Origin of the sequence: Klebsiella terrigena, assembly GCF_012029655.1 — a bacterium.
Taxonomy (GTDB): Bacteria; Pseudomonadota; Gammaproteobacteria; order Enterobacterales; family Enterobacteriaceae; genus Klebsiella; species Klebsiella terrigena.
On sequence record NZ_CP050508.1, the window covers coordinates 4,563,768 to 4,578,815 of the forward strand.

Below are 15,048 nucleotides of genomic sequence, written 5' to 3' on the forward strand. Positions count from 1 at the left end.
TCTCAGGCCTTGCTGAATCGGCGGGGGAGTTAAACAAAAAAGTAGCTTCACGCTTCTACTGTAACGTTTTAGTGTAACGTTACAGAAACTATCCGGCGCCCTGGCTAAAAGCAAGGTGCTTAACGGGTTCCTGGCGGATGAGATGTGATTTTTGTGGCGGACATCGCTAATTTGCGCCCGGGTGTTACACAGTGAAAAGCAGGTCGTGGCTGTTTAGTCACTGTTTAGCGCAGAGGGGGAGGAAGGGAGAGAGTGTGGCGCCGCGACGGCCCGGCGCCAGCGGCAGAGCGTTTGGCCCCACCGCGCCGGCGGCTATCCGCTGGCGAAAATAGCGCGGCTGGCTCTCCTCACCGGCGAGGAGCGTCAGGCGGCAAAGTAAAACCAGGCGGTCTTAATAAGCTGATTCTCAACCTCAAAAACCGCCATACTCTCAATCGGCTCCGCGGAGAGTCCGTAAATCAGCTCGTGGTCGAAAACCTTATTGCCGAGAACGGTACGGAAAATAAGCTCCGCCCGCAGTTCAGCAACGTTAAAACGCTGGTTGACGTAAAACTCCCTTAACGCCGGAATGCCGATCATCGTGGGGCTTTCCGCTGGCATGCGGTACGCTTTGAAATCTTCGGAAAAGCAGGCAATAAATTGATTAATATCGTGGGCGTTGTAGGCCTTAAACTGCTTCTCCACCGGGCATTCCATGACGCTTTCCTTTCCACTATAAGTAATTATAAATGCACAATAACTGAATTTTTATTCAAATACCAACCCCTATTTTTGTCACTTATACCCGCCAGCGCTCTTCTTCACGGCCAATGACCCCGCTGCACAAACGGCTCTCTTTTAATGCCCCGGATCACAAAAAATAAACAATCCGCGCAATAAATGCGCACCTTTTAAAAATGTAGATATTTTTAAGTTATGGCGACGAAATTAATAGCGCCGCGCCAGACCCTACCGCGAGGATCGATTCTGATGAATACGTTCACTGCCGTAAAACCTCATCCCGACGATAGTGCCCGCAGCGACGGCGGGTTCACCATCTCCCCCTCGGCCCACTCGCCGCGGCTGCTGGAGCTCACCTTTTCCGCGCAGACTGCCCGCCTGTTTATGCAGCAGGCCGCGCAGTGGCCGGTGCAGGCGCTGGAATATAAATCCTTCCTGCGCTTTAAAATCGCCAGGGTCCTCGACGATCTCTGCGCCGGCCAGCTGCAGCCGCTGCTGTACGACACCTTGCTGGATCGCCGTCAGGGGGCGCTGCTGATCGGCGCGGAAGGAATCGATAGCGTGGCCCAGGCCGATGAGATGGTGAAGCTGGCAACGGCGGTTGCCCATCTGATTGGCCGCTCCAACTACGACGCCATGAGCGGCCAATACTACGCCCGCTTTGTGGTGACTAACGTCGATAGTTCAGACAGCTACCTGCGACAGCCGCATCGCGTCATGGAGCTGCATAACGACGGAACCTACGTCGAAGAGATCACCGACTACGTGCTGATGATGAAAATCGACGAGCAGCATATGCAGGGCGGAAACTCCCTGCTGCTGCATCTTGACGACTGGGAGCATCTGGAGCGCTATTTCAGCCATCCGCTGGCCCGTCGCCCAATGCGCTGGGCCGCGCCGCCGAGCAAAAACGTCAGCCACGACGTCTTCCACCCGGTATTCGACGTCGACCGCCAGGGCCGTCCGGTGATGCGCTATATCGATCAGTTCGTGCAGCCAAAAGATTTTGCCGAAGGCATCTGGCTAAGCGACCTGTCCGATGCCCTGGAAAACAGCCAGAACATCCTCTCCGTTCCGGTGCCGGTGGGCAAACTGCTGTTGATTAACAATCTGTTCTGGCTGCACGGCCGCGACCGCTTTACCGCGCATCCGGATCTGCGCCGGGAGCTGATGCGCCAGCGCGGCTACATCAGCGATGCCGACCACCGCTGCCGGCCCCATCAGTAAGCGCTAACAGTCGAAGGAACCGCGTGGATGTATGATTTTGTGATTATTGGCGGCGGCATTATCGGTATGTCGACCGCCATGCAGCTGCGGGAGGTCTACCCGGACGCCAGAGTTGTGCTGCTGGAGAAAGAGTCCGCGCCGGCCTGTCATCAGACCGGTCGCAATAGCGGCGTGATTCATGCCGGAGTCTACTACACTCCCGGGAGCCTCAAAGCGCAGTTCTGCCTTGCCGGCAATCGGGCGACCAAAGCCTTTTGCCAGCGGCACGGCATCCGCTATGACGTCTGCGGAAAAATGCTGGTCGCCACCTCGCCGCTGGAGATGGCGCGGATGCGGGCGCTGTGGGATCGCACCGCGGCCAACGGCCTGCAGCGCGAATGGCTTAGCGCGGAGGCGCTGCGCGAGCGGGAACCGAATATTACCGGCACCGGCGCCATTTTTGTCCCCGCCAGCGGGATTGTCAGCTATCGCGAAGTTACCGAGGCGATGGCGAAAACCTTCGTCGCCGGCGGCGGGGAAATTGCCTACGCCGCCGAGGTCAGCGCCCTGAAAGAGCACGCCGCCGGCGTGGTCGTCTACACTAAACAGGGACAGGAGTTTGAAGCCGCCACCTTAGTGAGCTGTAGCGGCCTGATGGCCGACAGGGTGGTCAAAATGCTCGGCGTCGATCCCGGTTTTATTGTCTGCCCGTTTCGTGGGGAGTATTTCCGCCTGGCGCCTCAGCATAACCAGATAGTGAATCATCTGATCTACCCGATACCCGACCCGGCAATGCCGTTTCTCGGGGTCCACCTCACCCGCATGATTGACGGCAGCGTGACCGTGGGCCCGAATGCGGTGCTCGCCCTGAAGCGTGAAGGCTATCGCAAACGCGATTTTTCACTCTCCGATACGCTGGAAATCCTCGGTTCGCCCGCTATTCGTCGCGTGCTGCAGGGCAACCTGCGATCGGGCTTAGGCGAAATGAAAAACTCCCTGTGCAAAGGCGGCTATTTGCGGCTGGTACAAAAGTACTGCCCGAGCCTCGCTCTGCAGGATCTCCAGCCGTGGCCTGCGGGCGTCCGCGCACAGGCGGTTTCTCCGCACGGCAGGCTGATCGACGATTTTCTGTTCGTCACCACCGCGCGCTCCATTCATACCTGCAATGCGCCCTCCCCGGCGGCCACATCGGCTCTGCCCATCGGGGCGCATATCGTCGGCAAAGTACAGGCGCTGCTCGCCCGCCAGCACAACCCCGGCCGCAGCCTGCGCGCCGCCCGTAGCGCCGACGCCGTGCTTGCCGAATACACCCGTTAAACGCTTTGAAACAGGACACTATCATGCAACTCAACGACCCAACTTTGTTTCGCCAGCAGGCATTTATCGACGGCCAGTGGCGCGATGCCCTCAGCGGGGAGGTGATTACGGTCACCAATCCGGCCAACGACAAGCGGCTGGGCAGCGTGCCGAAAATGGGCGCCGAAGAGACCCACGAGGCCATTGATGCCGCCAACCGCGCGCTCCCAGCCTGGCGGGCGCTAACGGCTAAAGAGCGGGCCGCGATCCTGCGCCGCTGGTTCGATCTTATCATGGCGAACCAGGACGACCTCGCCCGCTTAATGACCCTGGAGCAGGGGAAACCGCTGGCGGAAGCTAAGGGCGAAATCGGCTACGCCGCCTCGTTTATCGAATGGTTTGCCGAAGAAGGTAAGCGCGTCTACGGCGACACCATTCCCGGCCATCAGGCGGATAAGCGCCTGATCGTTATCAAGCAGCCGATTGGCGTCACCGCCGCCATCACCCCGTGGAACTTCCCTGCCGCCATGATCACCCGCAAAGCCGGCCCGGCGCTGGCCGCAGGCTGCACCATGGTGCTCAAACCCGCCAGCCAGACCCCCTTCTCCGCCCTCGCGCTGGCCGAGCTGGCGCAGCGCGCCGGGATCCCCGACGGCGTTTTCAGCGTGGTGACAGGATCCGCCGGCGCGGTCGGCAACGCGCTGACCAGCAACCCGCTGGTGCGCAAGCTATCGTTTACCGGCTCGACGGAGATTGGCCGTCAGCTGATGGCGCAGTGCGCGCAAGATATTAAGAAAGTCTCCCTCGAGCTCGGCGGCAACGCGCCCTTTATCGTGTTCGACGATGCCGATCTCGATAAAGCGGTTGAAGGCGCGCTGGCCTCCAAGTTCCGCAACGCCGGGCAGACCTGCGTTTGCGCCAATCGCCTGTACGTGCAGGAGGGCGTTTACGACCGCTTTGCCGAAAAGCTGCAGCAGGCGGTAGAAAAGCTGCGGCTCGGCGATGGCCTGCAAAGCGGCGTCACCACCGGGCCGCTGATTGATGACAAAGCGGTCGCCAAGGTGCAGGAGCATATTGCCGATGCCCTCGCCAAAGGCGCGCGCATCATGACCGGCGGCAAGGTGCACGAGCTGGGCGGCAACTTCTTCCAGCCGACGATCCTGCTGGACGTTCCCGATAGCGCTAAGGTTGCTAAAGAGGAGACCTTCGGCCCGCTGGCCCCGCTGTTCCGCTTTAAAGATGAGGCGGACGTTATCCGTCAGGCTAACGATACCGAATTCGGTCTCGCGGCCTATTTCTATGCCCGCGATCTGAGCCGCGTCTTCCGCGTTGGCGAGGCGCTGGAGTACGGGATTGTCGGGATCAACACCGGCCTCATCTCCAATGAGGTTGCGCCTTTTGGCGGCGTCAAAGCCTCGGGGCTCGGCCGCGAGGGCTCGAAGTATGGCATCGACGATTACTTAGAGATCAAATATATGTGCATTGGTCTGTAGGGTTACGCCCGACGTTGATGCCGTCAATACCACTCGAATACGCCCGTCCCGGCGCAAAAAGGCCGGGATAGCCGCTCAGGAGTAAGCCCATGACCGCCACCTCCCAGCCGACGGCCATCGACGGATACCGCTGGCTCAAAAGCGACATTATTCGCGGCCTGTATCAGCCCGATGAGAAGCTGCGTATGAGCCTGTTAACCGCGCGCTATGCGCTTGGCGTCGGGCCGCTGCGCGAAGCGCTCTCCCGGCTGGTTGCCGAGCGCCTGGTCACCGTGGTTAATCAAAAAGGCTATCGGGTTGCCTCGATGTCGCAGCAGGAGCTGCTCGATATCTTCGACGCCAGGGCTCATATGGAGGCAATGCTGGTGCGTCTCGCCATTGAGCGCGGCGACGACGAGTGGGAGGCCGAGCTGCTCGCGAGGGCGCATCTGCTCAATAAGCTGGAGTCCAGCGATGCCAGCGAGCAGCTGCTGGACGAGTGGGACAGGCGTCATCAGGCGTTCCATTCCGCCATCGTTGCCGGCTGCGGTTCACAGTATCTGCTGCAAATGCGCGAACGCCTTTTCGACCTCGCCGCGCGCTACCGTTTTATCTGGCTGCGCACGACCGTGCTGTCGGTGGCCATGCTGGAAGATAAGCAGCGCCAGCATCGAAGGCTAACCGAGGCGATTCTGGCGCGCGACGCCCCGCTTGCCGGTGAGCTGATGCGCCAGCATCTGCTGACGCCTATTCCGGTCATTCAACGGGCAATGGCGGGAAAACTTCAGCAGAAAGCCTCCTGACGAGGCGCTGCCGGAGGGCTTATTTGGCCGGTTTCTTATAGAAAGGCAGCTGCGTAATCGGGTAGGTGTAGGTCTCCTGAACGACGCATCGATCGGGGGTCGCCATGCCGGAGTAGAAGAAAAAGTACTCGTTACTATCGGGGAAAAAGACCAGATCGTCGCCGTTTTGAAAGCTGGTGATGCGAAAAGGCACGTGGCTTTTCGTCTGCGCCTGCTTCATGCCCGAGGCGACCTGGAAATGATCCCCCCACTTCATGGTGGAGAGCTTGTAGTGGAAGCGGGAGATGGTCACGCTTTGCCGCAGCGAGCAGGATAGTTTCACTGCGGTGCCGGCCCATGCTGGTGAGAGAAATAAGCCAATCAGGCTTGTTAGCAATATGAATTTCATGAAGATCTTATAATTTAAGGGGCTATTTTTCTAACGGTATCACGTATCGCTCCATCAGGCATTCCCGGCGGCCACATTCGCCAGGCGGACCTGGATTCCAGGAATTATCCTGGTCTTAATCGCGCGAATACCCGAAAGGCAATGAGCGCAGCGGAAAATTTCGGCGATGGCGCCCCACCGCCGGACTCTTCAAAAGAAGGGGACCGTTGCGGTGGAGCTCAGCCCGTAATGGTTAAACGTCCCCTCCGTTGGCGTATCGCTTAAGTCGCCTGCGGCAATAAACATGCGGAAGCTTCGACCCAGGGCCTGATTCTTTATCCAGATATAGGGTAAATCGGAAGTCGGCGTCGCGACCTGACGCCTGTGCCCGGTCGGCGCATCGGCTGAGATAGCGCCGCGGCGCTTCATATAGCGCTTCATGCGCTGGTGCGGCGTTTTAAGCTGCACGCGCCGGTAATGACGATACTGGACGTTATCGGGTACCGGCGTCGCCGGACCAATCCAGATATAATGTGATAAATCATTAAGTAATACCCGAAGCCTGAGATTTTCCAGCCCGTACCGCTGCCCATGTAGCCTAATCACATTCCCCGGCGTTTGCTTAAATGCCGGCAGGCTTAAGCCAATATCCCCATGCCTGTGGGCGCTTAGCGCAACAAATAGTTTTTCAAACAGCGCGGAAAGGAGGGACGGCAGAGAGCGTGATTGTCGTGGAATAAGTTTAATTTCAATATAATAATCCATCGGCTATTTCTCCTTAATACATTGCCGCCATCCTTACCCATACAAAAAACAATGCCGTTGATACAAATCAAATTAGCAAAAGGTAAGGAAATAACCGCGTGGCGGTTGCAGTGGGGTTTAACCTGGCTAATTTCATCGCGTAAAATCAATGAAATAACGCACCGAAATAATAATCACGCCGGCGTTATTATTCCGCCGGGGTGACTATTACATGATGTGAATAACAGGCTATTGAGTGACGGACTATTTATTGTGCGCGATCCCTCGCTTTATATTTCTCCCGATGGCCTGGACATTGCCCTGTAGTCCCTTACCCTTTGACTGCGGCAAGATAAAGCCCGGCCTGGCGCTGAAGAAAAGAGTAAAACAAACTGTCGATGGCGCTGAGAGTAAAATCTAAAATATTTACGGGTAACGTTAGTCTCTATTCTGTCTGTGGCGCACTATTTTTCTGCTGGCCTGGAGGGTAGCGCTGATTATGATGGGGCGCGCAAAAGTGACCGACCGGACTGAAGTGACGGGGATAGCATCGCGCTCTCCCCGCTTCCCGGCCTCTCAGGACTTACAATTAGTAAAAAAATTTCTACGTAAAAAAATGTCCACGCCGTAGGGCATGGACATTTTCGCTCGATTGAGTCTACGGACGGGCATCAGGCTCTCAGCCTGACCGGCTCGCTAAAGTCATCAGCCGGTTCAAGCTTGAGGCTGAACGTTGCCAGCAGCGCGTTGGCCCTGGTGTGGAAATCACGGAGCGTTTTTTCAAGCCGTTCGCTAACTTCAGGATCGTCGATATCCACCGACTGCCATACCCCTTCTTTATCGAACAAACCAAACTGATAGCTGTACGTGAAGCGCGATGCCTGTGCTTCCATCTCCATCCACCAACCCCAAAACTCTCGTTTTTCCGGCGCCGGTTTAACGTTGACGCAAACTGCCAGGCAATCGAAAAAGAAGCGGTTGTCTTCACACTGCTCTTCGCGGATATAGGGGCCAAGAGCCGTGAATTTCTTAATCAGCTTACTCTTCAGGTGTCCACTCGGTAACGTCATTGCGATCTCCTTTAGTGATGCAACTGTTTTACCAAATCAATAAAATTTAGCAATATATTAACCAAATCTATGATTGATCCACCGGCTAATCTGTCGCAATGCGTGATCAAAACTGCGATAAATCGGCTTCGATGGGATCTCGAGCAGCTTGCCATCGGCAGATGACGAGGTAATTAAACGCGACTCCTCTTCCGGGCTGAAAGGATCGTTTTTCCAGTAGCCGGAGAACATCGGCGTCGGGCAGCGGCGCCCCAGAAGCCCCTGGGTTTTTAACGAGTAGCGGTTCAGCTCAATGCGCAGCGCTTCGTCAGAGGCGTCGTGCATGCCCAGGCGCGACGCCAGCACGTCAAGATACATTTCAGGGACGCGCCCCTGGTGCAGAGGATCGACCAGCAGGCTGTGCACCACCGGCCCCAGACAGGCAACGGCCTTCAGGCGCTGTGACTCAAGATAGCCGAGCCGGACGGCAATATTGGCACCAAAGCGGAAGCCGAACGCCGCGACCCGGGTATGGTCGACCCACGGAACGTTTTCCAGATGCCGCAGCGCGTGCTGGTGCAGCAGGCTGGTGTCCTGGGTCAGCGTCCATTTCGATGAAAAGCCGATGGAAGGCAGATCGAGGGTCAGCATCGCTATCCCCAGCGGGGCAAAATAGTCCTCATACAGGCTGTAGTAATCGGTCTGCAGCGAGTCCAGGCCGCCGCACATCATGATCACCGGGAACGGGCCCTCACCTTTTGGCAGATGTAAAAACCCGCTGACCGGCGCGCCGCCGGGTATCGGGAATTCGATCTCGCGTAGCTCGCCGGGCAGACGCTGAGCGGCCTCTTCATAGGCCCGGTTGGCCAGCGCCTGCGCCTGATCGGCAAGCTCATCGCCTTTAATGTGCGGATAGGCGGCAATGCTGTAGAGGTTGGAGGCGTGCAGCCAGTGGCGGCCACTGAGCTCAAGGTCCGTTTCCTGACCCGCCATTTGCTGCCAAATCATGGCCTGTTTAGCCCATTCGAAAATCCAGTTGCCGCCGCGATACCCCACGACGGTGTCGTATAGCTCAGGGTTGGTGCGCTCCGCATCGCTCATGACGATGCGCGCCTGCACGTCGAGGATCTCCTGCGGCGTCACGCCGCGACGGATCCACATCAGGCGATTGATCAGACGATACCAATGATCGACGTTGCTGCCATCAAGCGCGGAGTGGATCGGCTGCTGCGAACCGGACGCAAACCGGCGCACCAGCGTCGACGTTTCTGGGTGTTTGAATCGAGGTTTAAACAGCGTTTCGCTAAGGTTAGCCTGTGACATGTGCAGTCTCCATCGTGTTGCCACTCCTGCTATTGTAACCTGCTAACAGGCAAAAAAAACCACGCCCGGCAAAACCGGGCGTGGTAAATAGCACTTGCCTTGAAAATTAACGACCTGAGATAGGCGGTACGAAGACCACGCCCATATCCCACGGCTGTTCAATCCATGTTTCCTGCGGAATATCAACAACATAATCGTCAACCAGCGGACGACCGGCCGGCTTAGCGAAAATAGTGACGAAGTGTGCTTTTGGATACATTTCGCGAATGGCTACCGCGGTGCCGCCGGTATCAACCAGGTCATCAATAACGATGAACCCTTCACCATCACCTTCAGCACGCTTAAGGACGGTCAGCTCACGCTGGTTATCGTGGTCATAGCTAGAAATGCAAACGGTATCAACATGACGAATACCCAGCTCACGCGCCAGCAGCGCGCCCGGTACCAGACCACCGCGGCTAACGGCAATAATGCCTTTCCATTGTTCAGAAGGCATCAGGCGACTTGCCAGTTTGCGGGCGTGAATCTGCAACATGTCCCAGGTGACGACGTATTTTTCGCTCATGTGAAGTGTCCCAGCCTGTGTAATACGGCTTAAATGATGTTCGAGGGGGAAAATGGTTGCGCGAGATTATAGAGATCTGAAGCGCTAAAAACCAGTATTAAGCGGCCCTGGCGACGCTTTTTGCGTTGTTTCCACTACCCGTGCGCGTGGAAAGTGGTATTCTCAACCCCACCGCGCAAGCCCTCGCTTGTCGTGTATTCTATTGCTAACCCTCGACCTGCAAAAGAATTTTGCAGGCGATCGTAAGGAGACTCATCGTGTCTGAACTGTCTCAATTATCCCCGCAGCCGCTGTGGGATATTTTTGCCAAAATCTGCTCCATTCCCCATCCGTCCTATCACGAAGAACAACTCGCTGAACACATCATGGGCTGGGCAAAAGAAAAAGGCTTACACGCAGAACGCGACCAGGTTGGCAACATTCTGATTCGTAAAGCCGCTACCGCCGGGATGGAAAACCGTAAACCGGTCGTGCTGCAGGCGCACCTCGATATGGTGCCGCAGAAAAACAACGACACCGTGCACGACTTTACTAAAGATCCGATTCAGCCGTACATCGACGGCGAGTGGATCAAGGCCCGCGGCACAACACTCGGTGCCGATAACGGCATCGGTATGGCTTCCGCTCTGGCGGTATTGGCTGACGACGCCGTTGAACACGGCCCGCTGGAAGTGCTGCTGACCATGACCGAAGAAGCCGGGATGGACGGCGCGTTTGGCCTGCAGGCAAACTGGCTACAGGCCGATATCCTGATTAATACCGACTCGGAAGAAGAAGGCGAAATCTACATGGGTTGCGCCGGTGGTATCGACTTCACCTCCAACCTGCCGCTGGCACGCGAAGCGATTCCGGCCGGTTTCCAGAGCTTTAAGCTGACGTTAAAAGGGCTGAAAGGCGGCCACTCCGGCGGTGAAATCCACGTCGGCCTGGGGAATGCCAACAAGCTGCTGGCCCGCTTCCTCGCCGGTCACGCCGCTGAGCTGGACCTGCGCCTGGTTGATTTCAACGGCGGCACCCTGCGTAACGCCATTCCGCGTGAAGCCTTCGCCACCGTTGCGGTAGCCGCTGACAAGACGGACGCCCTGGCGGCCCTGGTCAATACCTACCAGGAGATCCTTAAAAACGAGCTGGCGGCCAAAGAGAAGAATCTGGTCCTGCTGCTGGATGCCGTTACGACGGATAAAGCCGCGCTGACGGCGCAGTCTCGCGACGGCTTCGTTCGTCTGCTGAACGCCATGCCGAACGGTGTGATCCGTAACTCCGACGTGGCGAAGGGCGTGGTAGAGACCTCCCTCAACGTCGGCGTGGTGACCATGACCGATGATAACGTCGAAATTCACTGCCTGATCCGTTCCCTGATCGACAGCGGCAAAGACTACGTCGTCAGCATGCTGGATTCGTTAGGCAAACTGGCGGGCGCTAAAACCGAAGCCAAAGGCGCTTACCCAGGCTGGCAGCCGGATGCAAACTCACCGGTTATGCATCTGGTCCGCGAAACCTACCAGCGTCTGTTTAACAAAACGCCGAATATCCAGATTATTCACGCTGGTCTGGAGTGCGGTCTGTTCAAGAAGCCGTACCCGGATATGGATATGGTTTCCATTGGGCCGACCATTACCGGACCACACTCTCCGGACGAACAGGTTCATATCGAGAGCGTTGGCCAGTACTGGACCCTGCTGACTGAACTGCTGAAAGCCATTCCGGCAAAATAAGCGGCCAGCCGCAGGTTTGATCTCTCCGGGTTCTCCCGGATGCGGGCGGCGGCCTCGTCGCCCGCGAATCTACACCGGCCACAAACCGCTCCCTACCTCACCTTCTCCATGCGGTAGTTAATAAACGTCTCTCCCCGCGCGGCCACCCGCTGCTCTTCAACGACCGTGAAGCCATGACGCGCAAAGCAGGCCCTGGCCGTGATGCTGGCCTCAACCGTCAGCGTCCCCTGCGGAATTTGCCTGAATAGCTCTGCGAGCAACGCCCCGGCAATTCCCTGACGGGCGCGCTCGGGAGCGACAAACAGGAGATCGATATCGCTGCCGATGGCGCTAATAAAGCCGACCGGCTGCCGGTCAATCACCGCCACCAGCACCCGCGAGTCGCGCATTTTTTGCCGCCAGCGCGCCTCATCAACCTGCGCCCAGGCGGCAATTTGCCGTGGCGAATAGTCGCGGCTGGCGGTCTGCCGAATCGCGCGCAGGAAGATGGCGCACAGCGCGGAAAAATCGTCATCCTGGTAATCTCTTATCTGCAGCATTGCTATAGTCCCAGAACCAGCTGCCGCTCCAGCTGGGGATCGAGTAACGTAACGTGCAGCCCCACCAGCCGCACCCCGCGGCCGCCGCGCCGTTCATGCCAGGCTTTGTAGGCCGTGGCGAGCAAATCATCTTTACTCAAGCGCGGCCAGACGTGCTCCTGGGTGGTGAGCTGAAAATCATTAAACTTGAGCTTTACCCCCTGACGGGCAATCAGCAGATCCGGTTTAACCTTGAGCAGCCGCCGCTCCAGCTCCTGGTAGAGGCTCTCGATAATCGCCTCACAGTCGCCCCACTGGTGAATATCCTCCACCAGCGTACGCTCGACGCCCACCGATTTACGCTGTCGCGTGTTGTTGATTTCCCGCTCGTCGATGCCCTGGCTTCTCTCCCATAGGATCCGACCAAATTTGCCGAAGCGCTTGAGCAGCATCGCCAGATCGCTTTTCTGCACATCTTCGCAGGTGCGCAGCCCCATATTTTCCAGCTTAGCCGCGGAGACTTTCCCCACGCCGGGTATTTTCGCCAGCGGCAGGGTTCTGACGAACTCGGCAACCTGGTGCGGCGCAATCACAAACTGGCCGTTGGGTTTATTGAGATCGGAGGCGATTTTGGCGAGAAACTTCACCGGGGCGATACCGGCGGAAGCGGTCAGCTGCAGCTCATGGTGAATGGTCTGGCGGATCTCTTCGGCCATCAGCGTCGCCGAGCCCTGGCAGTGGACGCTGTCGGTGACGTCAAGATAGGCCTCATCAAGCGAGAGGGGTTCAATCAGCGAGGTGTAGCGTGAAAAGATTTCCCGGATATGGGCCGATGCCTCTTTATAGGCGTCAAAGCGCCCCGGCAGCAGCGTCAGGTGCGGGCAAAGCTTAAGCGCCATCGCCGTTGGCATGGCGCTACGCACGCCAAACTTACGCGCCGGATAGTTGGCGGTACTGATGACGCCCCGCTGGACCCGGCTGCCGCCGATGGCGATGGGAATATCCCGCAACGCCGGGTTATCTCGCATTTCAACCGCGGCAAAGAAGCAGTCCATATCAACATGGATGATTTTGCGCATAGCTAGCCCTCACTGACCACTGGACAAGTATACAGCATAATTCTGCGCAATGAGAAGAGAGGGAAGCCAAAATGCGCTGAGGACAAACCCCGGCGTCGCTGAGCGCGGCCGGGGTTATGAGACAGGCGGGGAGAGGTTACAGGATCCGTTCCTGCTTACGCTGCGCTTCGCGCGCCAGGCGTTTTTTGCGCGCATCGCACGGCTCCGGGCAGTCGCAGACCTTTTCCAGACCCAGCGAGGCGATCCCACCGCAGCTTCCCTGCAGGCTTTTGCGCTTCACCAGATACCCCAGCGACATCCCCAGAATCACCAGGGCGAAAATCACAAAGGTGGCGAAAAACAGAGTCCACATCATCAGCCTCCAAAATCATCCAGCATGATATTGTCATCCTCGACGCCGAGATCCTTGAGCATTTTAATCACCGCGGCGTTCATCACCGGCGGCCCGCACATGTAAAACTCGCAGTCCTCCGGCGCCGGGTGATCGCGCAGATAGTTCTCATATAGCACATTGTGGATGAAGCCGGTGTGACCATCCCAGCTATCTTCCGGCAGCGGATCGGACAGCGCCACGTGGAAGGTAAAGTTAGGATTTTCCCGCGCCAGCTGTTCGAATTCATCGTCGTAGAACATTTCGCGCAGCGATCGCGCGCCGTACCAGAAGCTGATTTTACGCCCGCTGTGCAGCCGCTTGAGCTGATCGAAAATATGAGAACGCATCGGCGCCATGCCGGCCCCGCCGCCGATAAAGACCATTTCAGCGTCGGTATCTTTGGCAAAGAATTCGCCAAACGGCCCGGAGATGGTCACCCTGTCGCCGGCCTTTAGCGACCAGATATAGGACGACATAATGCCCGGCGGCGCGTCCGGTACCTTCGGCGGCGGCGTGGCAATACGCACGTTGAGCATGATAATGCCCTTCTCGTCCGGGTAGTTAGCCATCGAGTAGGCGCGCAGGGTCGGCTCTTTTACCTCGGAGACGTAGCGGAACAGGTCAAACTTATCCCAGTCGGCGCGGTACTCGTCCGGGACGTCAAAATCGGCGTAGGCGATCTTATGCGACGGGCACTCGATCTGGATATACCCGCCGGCGCGGAACGGCACGACTTCGCCGTCCGGCACGCGCAGCTTCAGCTCTTTGATAAACGTCGCTTTGTTATCATTAGAGATAACGTCACATTGCCATTTTTTGACGCCGAAGATCTCTTCCGGTAGCTCAATCTTCATGTCCTGCTTTACCGCCACCTGGCAGGCCAGACGGCAGCCCTCTTTCGCCTCGCGCCGGGAGATATGGGAAAGCTCGGTCGGCAGGATATCGCCACCGCCCTCTTTTATCGTCACCCGACACTGGCCGCACGAGCCGCCGCCGCCGCAGGCGGAAGAGACAAAAATGCCGTTGTTGGAGAGGGTGTTAAGCAGCTTATCGCCGGCAGGGGTGCGTATTTGCCTGTCCGCCTCGTTATTAATTTCAATGACCACGTCACCGGCGTTAACCAGCTTTGAACGCGCGGCGAGGATCAGCCCCGAGAGCACCAGCACGATCAGGGTGAACATCACGACGCCAAGAATAATTTCCATACTTTCCGCCCTTATAGCTGCACACCGGAGAATGACATAAAGCCCAGCGCCATCAGTCCCGTGGTAATAAAGGTGATCCCTAACCCGCGCAGACCCGCGGGCACGTTGGCATATTTCATTCTTTCCCGGATGCCCGCCAGGGCGACAATCGCCAGCGTCCAGCCGATGCCGGAACCGAAGCCGTAGACAATGGACTCCGTGAAGTTGTAGTCACGCTGCACCATGAAGGAGACGCCGCCAAAAATCGCGCAGTGCACGGCAATCAGCGGCAGGAAGATCCCCAGCGCGTGATGTAACGCCGGGAAATACTTATCGAGGATCATCTCGAGGATCTGCACCAGCGCGGCGATAACCCCAATGAAGGTAATAAAGTTGAGGAAGCTTAAATCAACGCCCTCCGCCAGCGCCCCGTCGCGCAGCACCAGGTTATAGATCAGGTTATTGATCGGCACCGCCAAACCAAGCACGATGGTGACCGTCAGGCCGAGACCAAAGGCGGTAGAGACCTTTTTCGAGACCGCAAGGAAGGTACACATCCCGAGGAAGAAGGCCAGCGCCATGTTTTCTACGAATACGGCGCGGACAAACAGACTGATATAGTGAGCCGTCATCG

Annotated in this window: 16 protein-coding genes; 5 read left to right on the forward strand and 11 right to left on the reverse strand. The window is 57.5% G+C overall.

The features are described from left to right. Nucleotides 1-363 precede the first annotated feature (363 nt). Nucleotides 364-696 (reverse strand): nuclear transport factor 2 family protein, encoded by a 333-nt coding sequence (locus tag HCK03_RS21410; protein ID WP_041144189.1) that lies wholly within the window; start codon nt 694-696, stop codon nt 364-366. A 273-nt stretch (nt 697-969) separates the two neighbouring features. Between HCK03_RS21410 and glaH the strand changes: the two genes are divergently transcribed. From glaH to csiR, 4 genes are all read left to right on the forward strand, one after another. Further along, entirely contained in the window at nt 970-1,947 is a 978-nt protein-coding gene (gene glaH / locus HCK03_RS21415) for a glutarate dioxygenase GlaH (RefSeq protein ID WP_041144188.1), read from the forward strand. Between the two features lie 27 nt (nt 1,948-1,974). Further along, nucleotides 1,975-3,243, forward strand: coding sequence for an L-2-hydroxyglutarate oxidase (lhgO, locus tag HCK03_RS21420; protein ID WP_167692167.1), 1,269 nt, complete (start codon nt 1,975-1,977; stop codon nt 3,241-3,243). Nucleotides 3,244-3,266: 23 nt separating this feature from the next. Continuing rightward, nucleotides 3,267-4,715 (forward strand): NADP-dependent succinate-semialdehyde dehydrogenase, encoded by a 1,449-nt coding sequence (gene gabD / locus HCK03_RS21425; RefSeq protein ID WP_167692168.1) that lies wholly within the window; start codon nt 3,267-3,269, stop codon nt 4,713-4,715. An 89-nt stretch (nt 4,716-4,804) separates the two neighbouring features. Next, nucleotides 4,805-5,497 carry a DNA-binding transcriptional regulator CsiR gene (gene csiR / locus HCK03_RS21430; protein WP_115193516.1) on the forward strand — a complete coding sequence of 231 codons (693 nt, stop codon included), beginning with the start codon at nt 4,805-4,807 and terminating at the stop codon, nt 5,495-5,497. A 19-nt stretch (nt 5,498-5,516) separates the two neighbouring features. Here csiR and HCK03_RS21435 read toward each other — a convergent pair whose 3' ends face one another. The 5 genes from HCK03_RS21435 to gpt form a co-directional block, all read right to left on the reverse strand. Further along, entirely contained in the window at nt 5,517-5,819 is a 303-nt protein-coding gene (locus HCK03_RS21435) for a hypothetical protein (protein ID WP_227503271.1), read from the reverse strand. Between the two features lie 255 nt (nt 5,820-6,074). Further along, entirely contained in the window at nt 6,075-6,629 is a 555-nt protein-coding gene (cas6f, locus tag HCK03_RS21440; RefSeq protein WP_041144183.1) for a type I-F CRISPR-associated endoribonuclease Cas6/Csy4, read from the reverse strand. A 650-nt stretch (nt 6,630-7,279) separates the two neighbouring features. Further along, nucleotides 7,280-7,678 carry a sigma factor-binding protein Crl gene (gene crl / locus HCK03_RS21445; RefSeq protein ID WP_041144182.1) on the reverse strand — a complete coding sequence of 133 codons (399 nt, stop codon included), beginning with the start codon at nt 7,676-7,678 and terminating at the stop codon, nt 7,280-7,282. 57 nt (nt 7,679-7,735) lie between these two features. Further along, nucleotides 7,736-8,980 (reverse strand): esterase FrsA, encoded by a 1,245-nt coding sequence (gene frsA, locus HCK03_RS21450; RefSeq protein WP_115193520.1) that lies wholly within the window; start codon nt 8,978-8,980, stop codon nt 7,736-7,738. A 106-nt stretch (nt 8,981-9,086) separates the two neighbouring features. Further along, nucleotides 9,087-9,545: a xanthine phosphoribosyltransferase gene (gene gpt, locus HCK03_RS21455; protein WP_041144180.1), complete on the reverse strand. Its 459-nt coding sequence runs from the start codon at nt 9,543-9,545 to the stop codon at nt 9,087-9,089. 257 nt (nt 9,546-9,802) lie between these two features. On the opposite strand from gpt, the gene pepD reads away from it, so the two are divergent. Beyond that, nucleotides 9,803-11,260, forward strand: coding sequence for a cytosol nonspecific dipeptidase (gene pepD / locus HCK03_RS21460; protein WP_115193521.1), 1,458 nt, complete (start codon nt 9,803-9,805; stop codon nt 11,258-11,260). 92 nt (nt 11,261-11,352) lie between these two features. Here pepD and HCK03_RS21465 read toward each other — a convergent pair whose 3' ends face one another. The 5 genes from HCK03_RS21465 to nqrE all read right to left on the reverse strand — a co-directional run bounded on the left by HCK03_RS21465 (nt 11,353) and on the right by nqrE (nt 15,046). Next, nucleotides 11,353-11,796 (reverse strand): GNAT family N-acetyltransferase, encoded by a 444-nt coding sequence (locus tag HCK03_RS21465; protein WP_123551455.1) that lies wholly within the window; start codon nt 11,794-11,796, stop codon nt 11,353-11,355. 5 nt (nt 11,797-11,801) lie between these two features. Further along, a complete protein-coding gene (gene dinB / locus HCK03_RS21470; RefSeq protein ID WP_123550940.1) occupies nt 11,802-12,857 on the reverse strand; it encodes a DNA polymerase IV in 1,056 nt (351 codons plus the stop codon). Nucleotides 12,858-12,993: 136 nt separating this feature from the next. Continuing rightward, a complete protein-coding gene (nqrM, locus tag HCK03_RS21475) occupies nt 12,994-13,209 on the reverse strand; it encodes a (Na+)-NQR maturation NqrM (protein ID WP_041147525.1) in 216 nt (71 codons plus the stop codon). A 2-nt stretch (nt 13,210-13,211) separates the two neighbouring features. Next, entirely contained in the window at nt 13,212-14,435 is a 1,224-nt protein-coding gene (gene nqrF, locus HCK03_RS21480; protein ID WP_041144177.1) for an NADH:ubiquinone reductase (Na(+)-transporting) subunit F, read from the reverse strand. A gap of 11 nt (nt 14,436-14,446) precedes the next feature. Beyond that, nucleotides 14,447-15,046 (reverse strand): NADH:ubiquinone reductase (Na(+)-transporting) subunit E, encoded by a 600-nt coding sequence (nqrE, locus tag HCK03_RS21485; RefSeq protein WP_041144176.1) that lies wholly within the window; start codon nt 15,044-15,046, stop codon nt 14,447-14,449. Nucleotides 15,047-15,048: the final 2 nt, after the last annotated feature.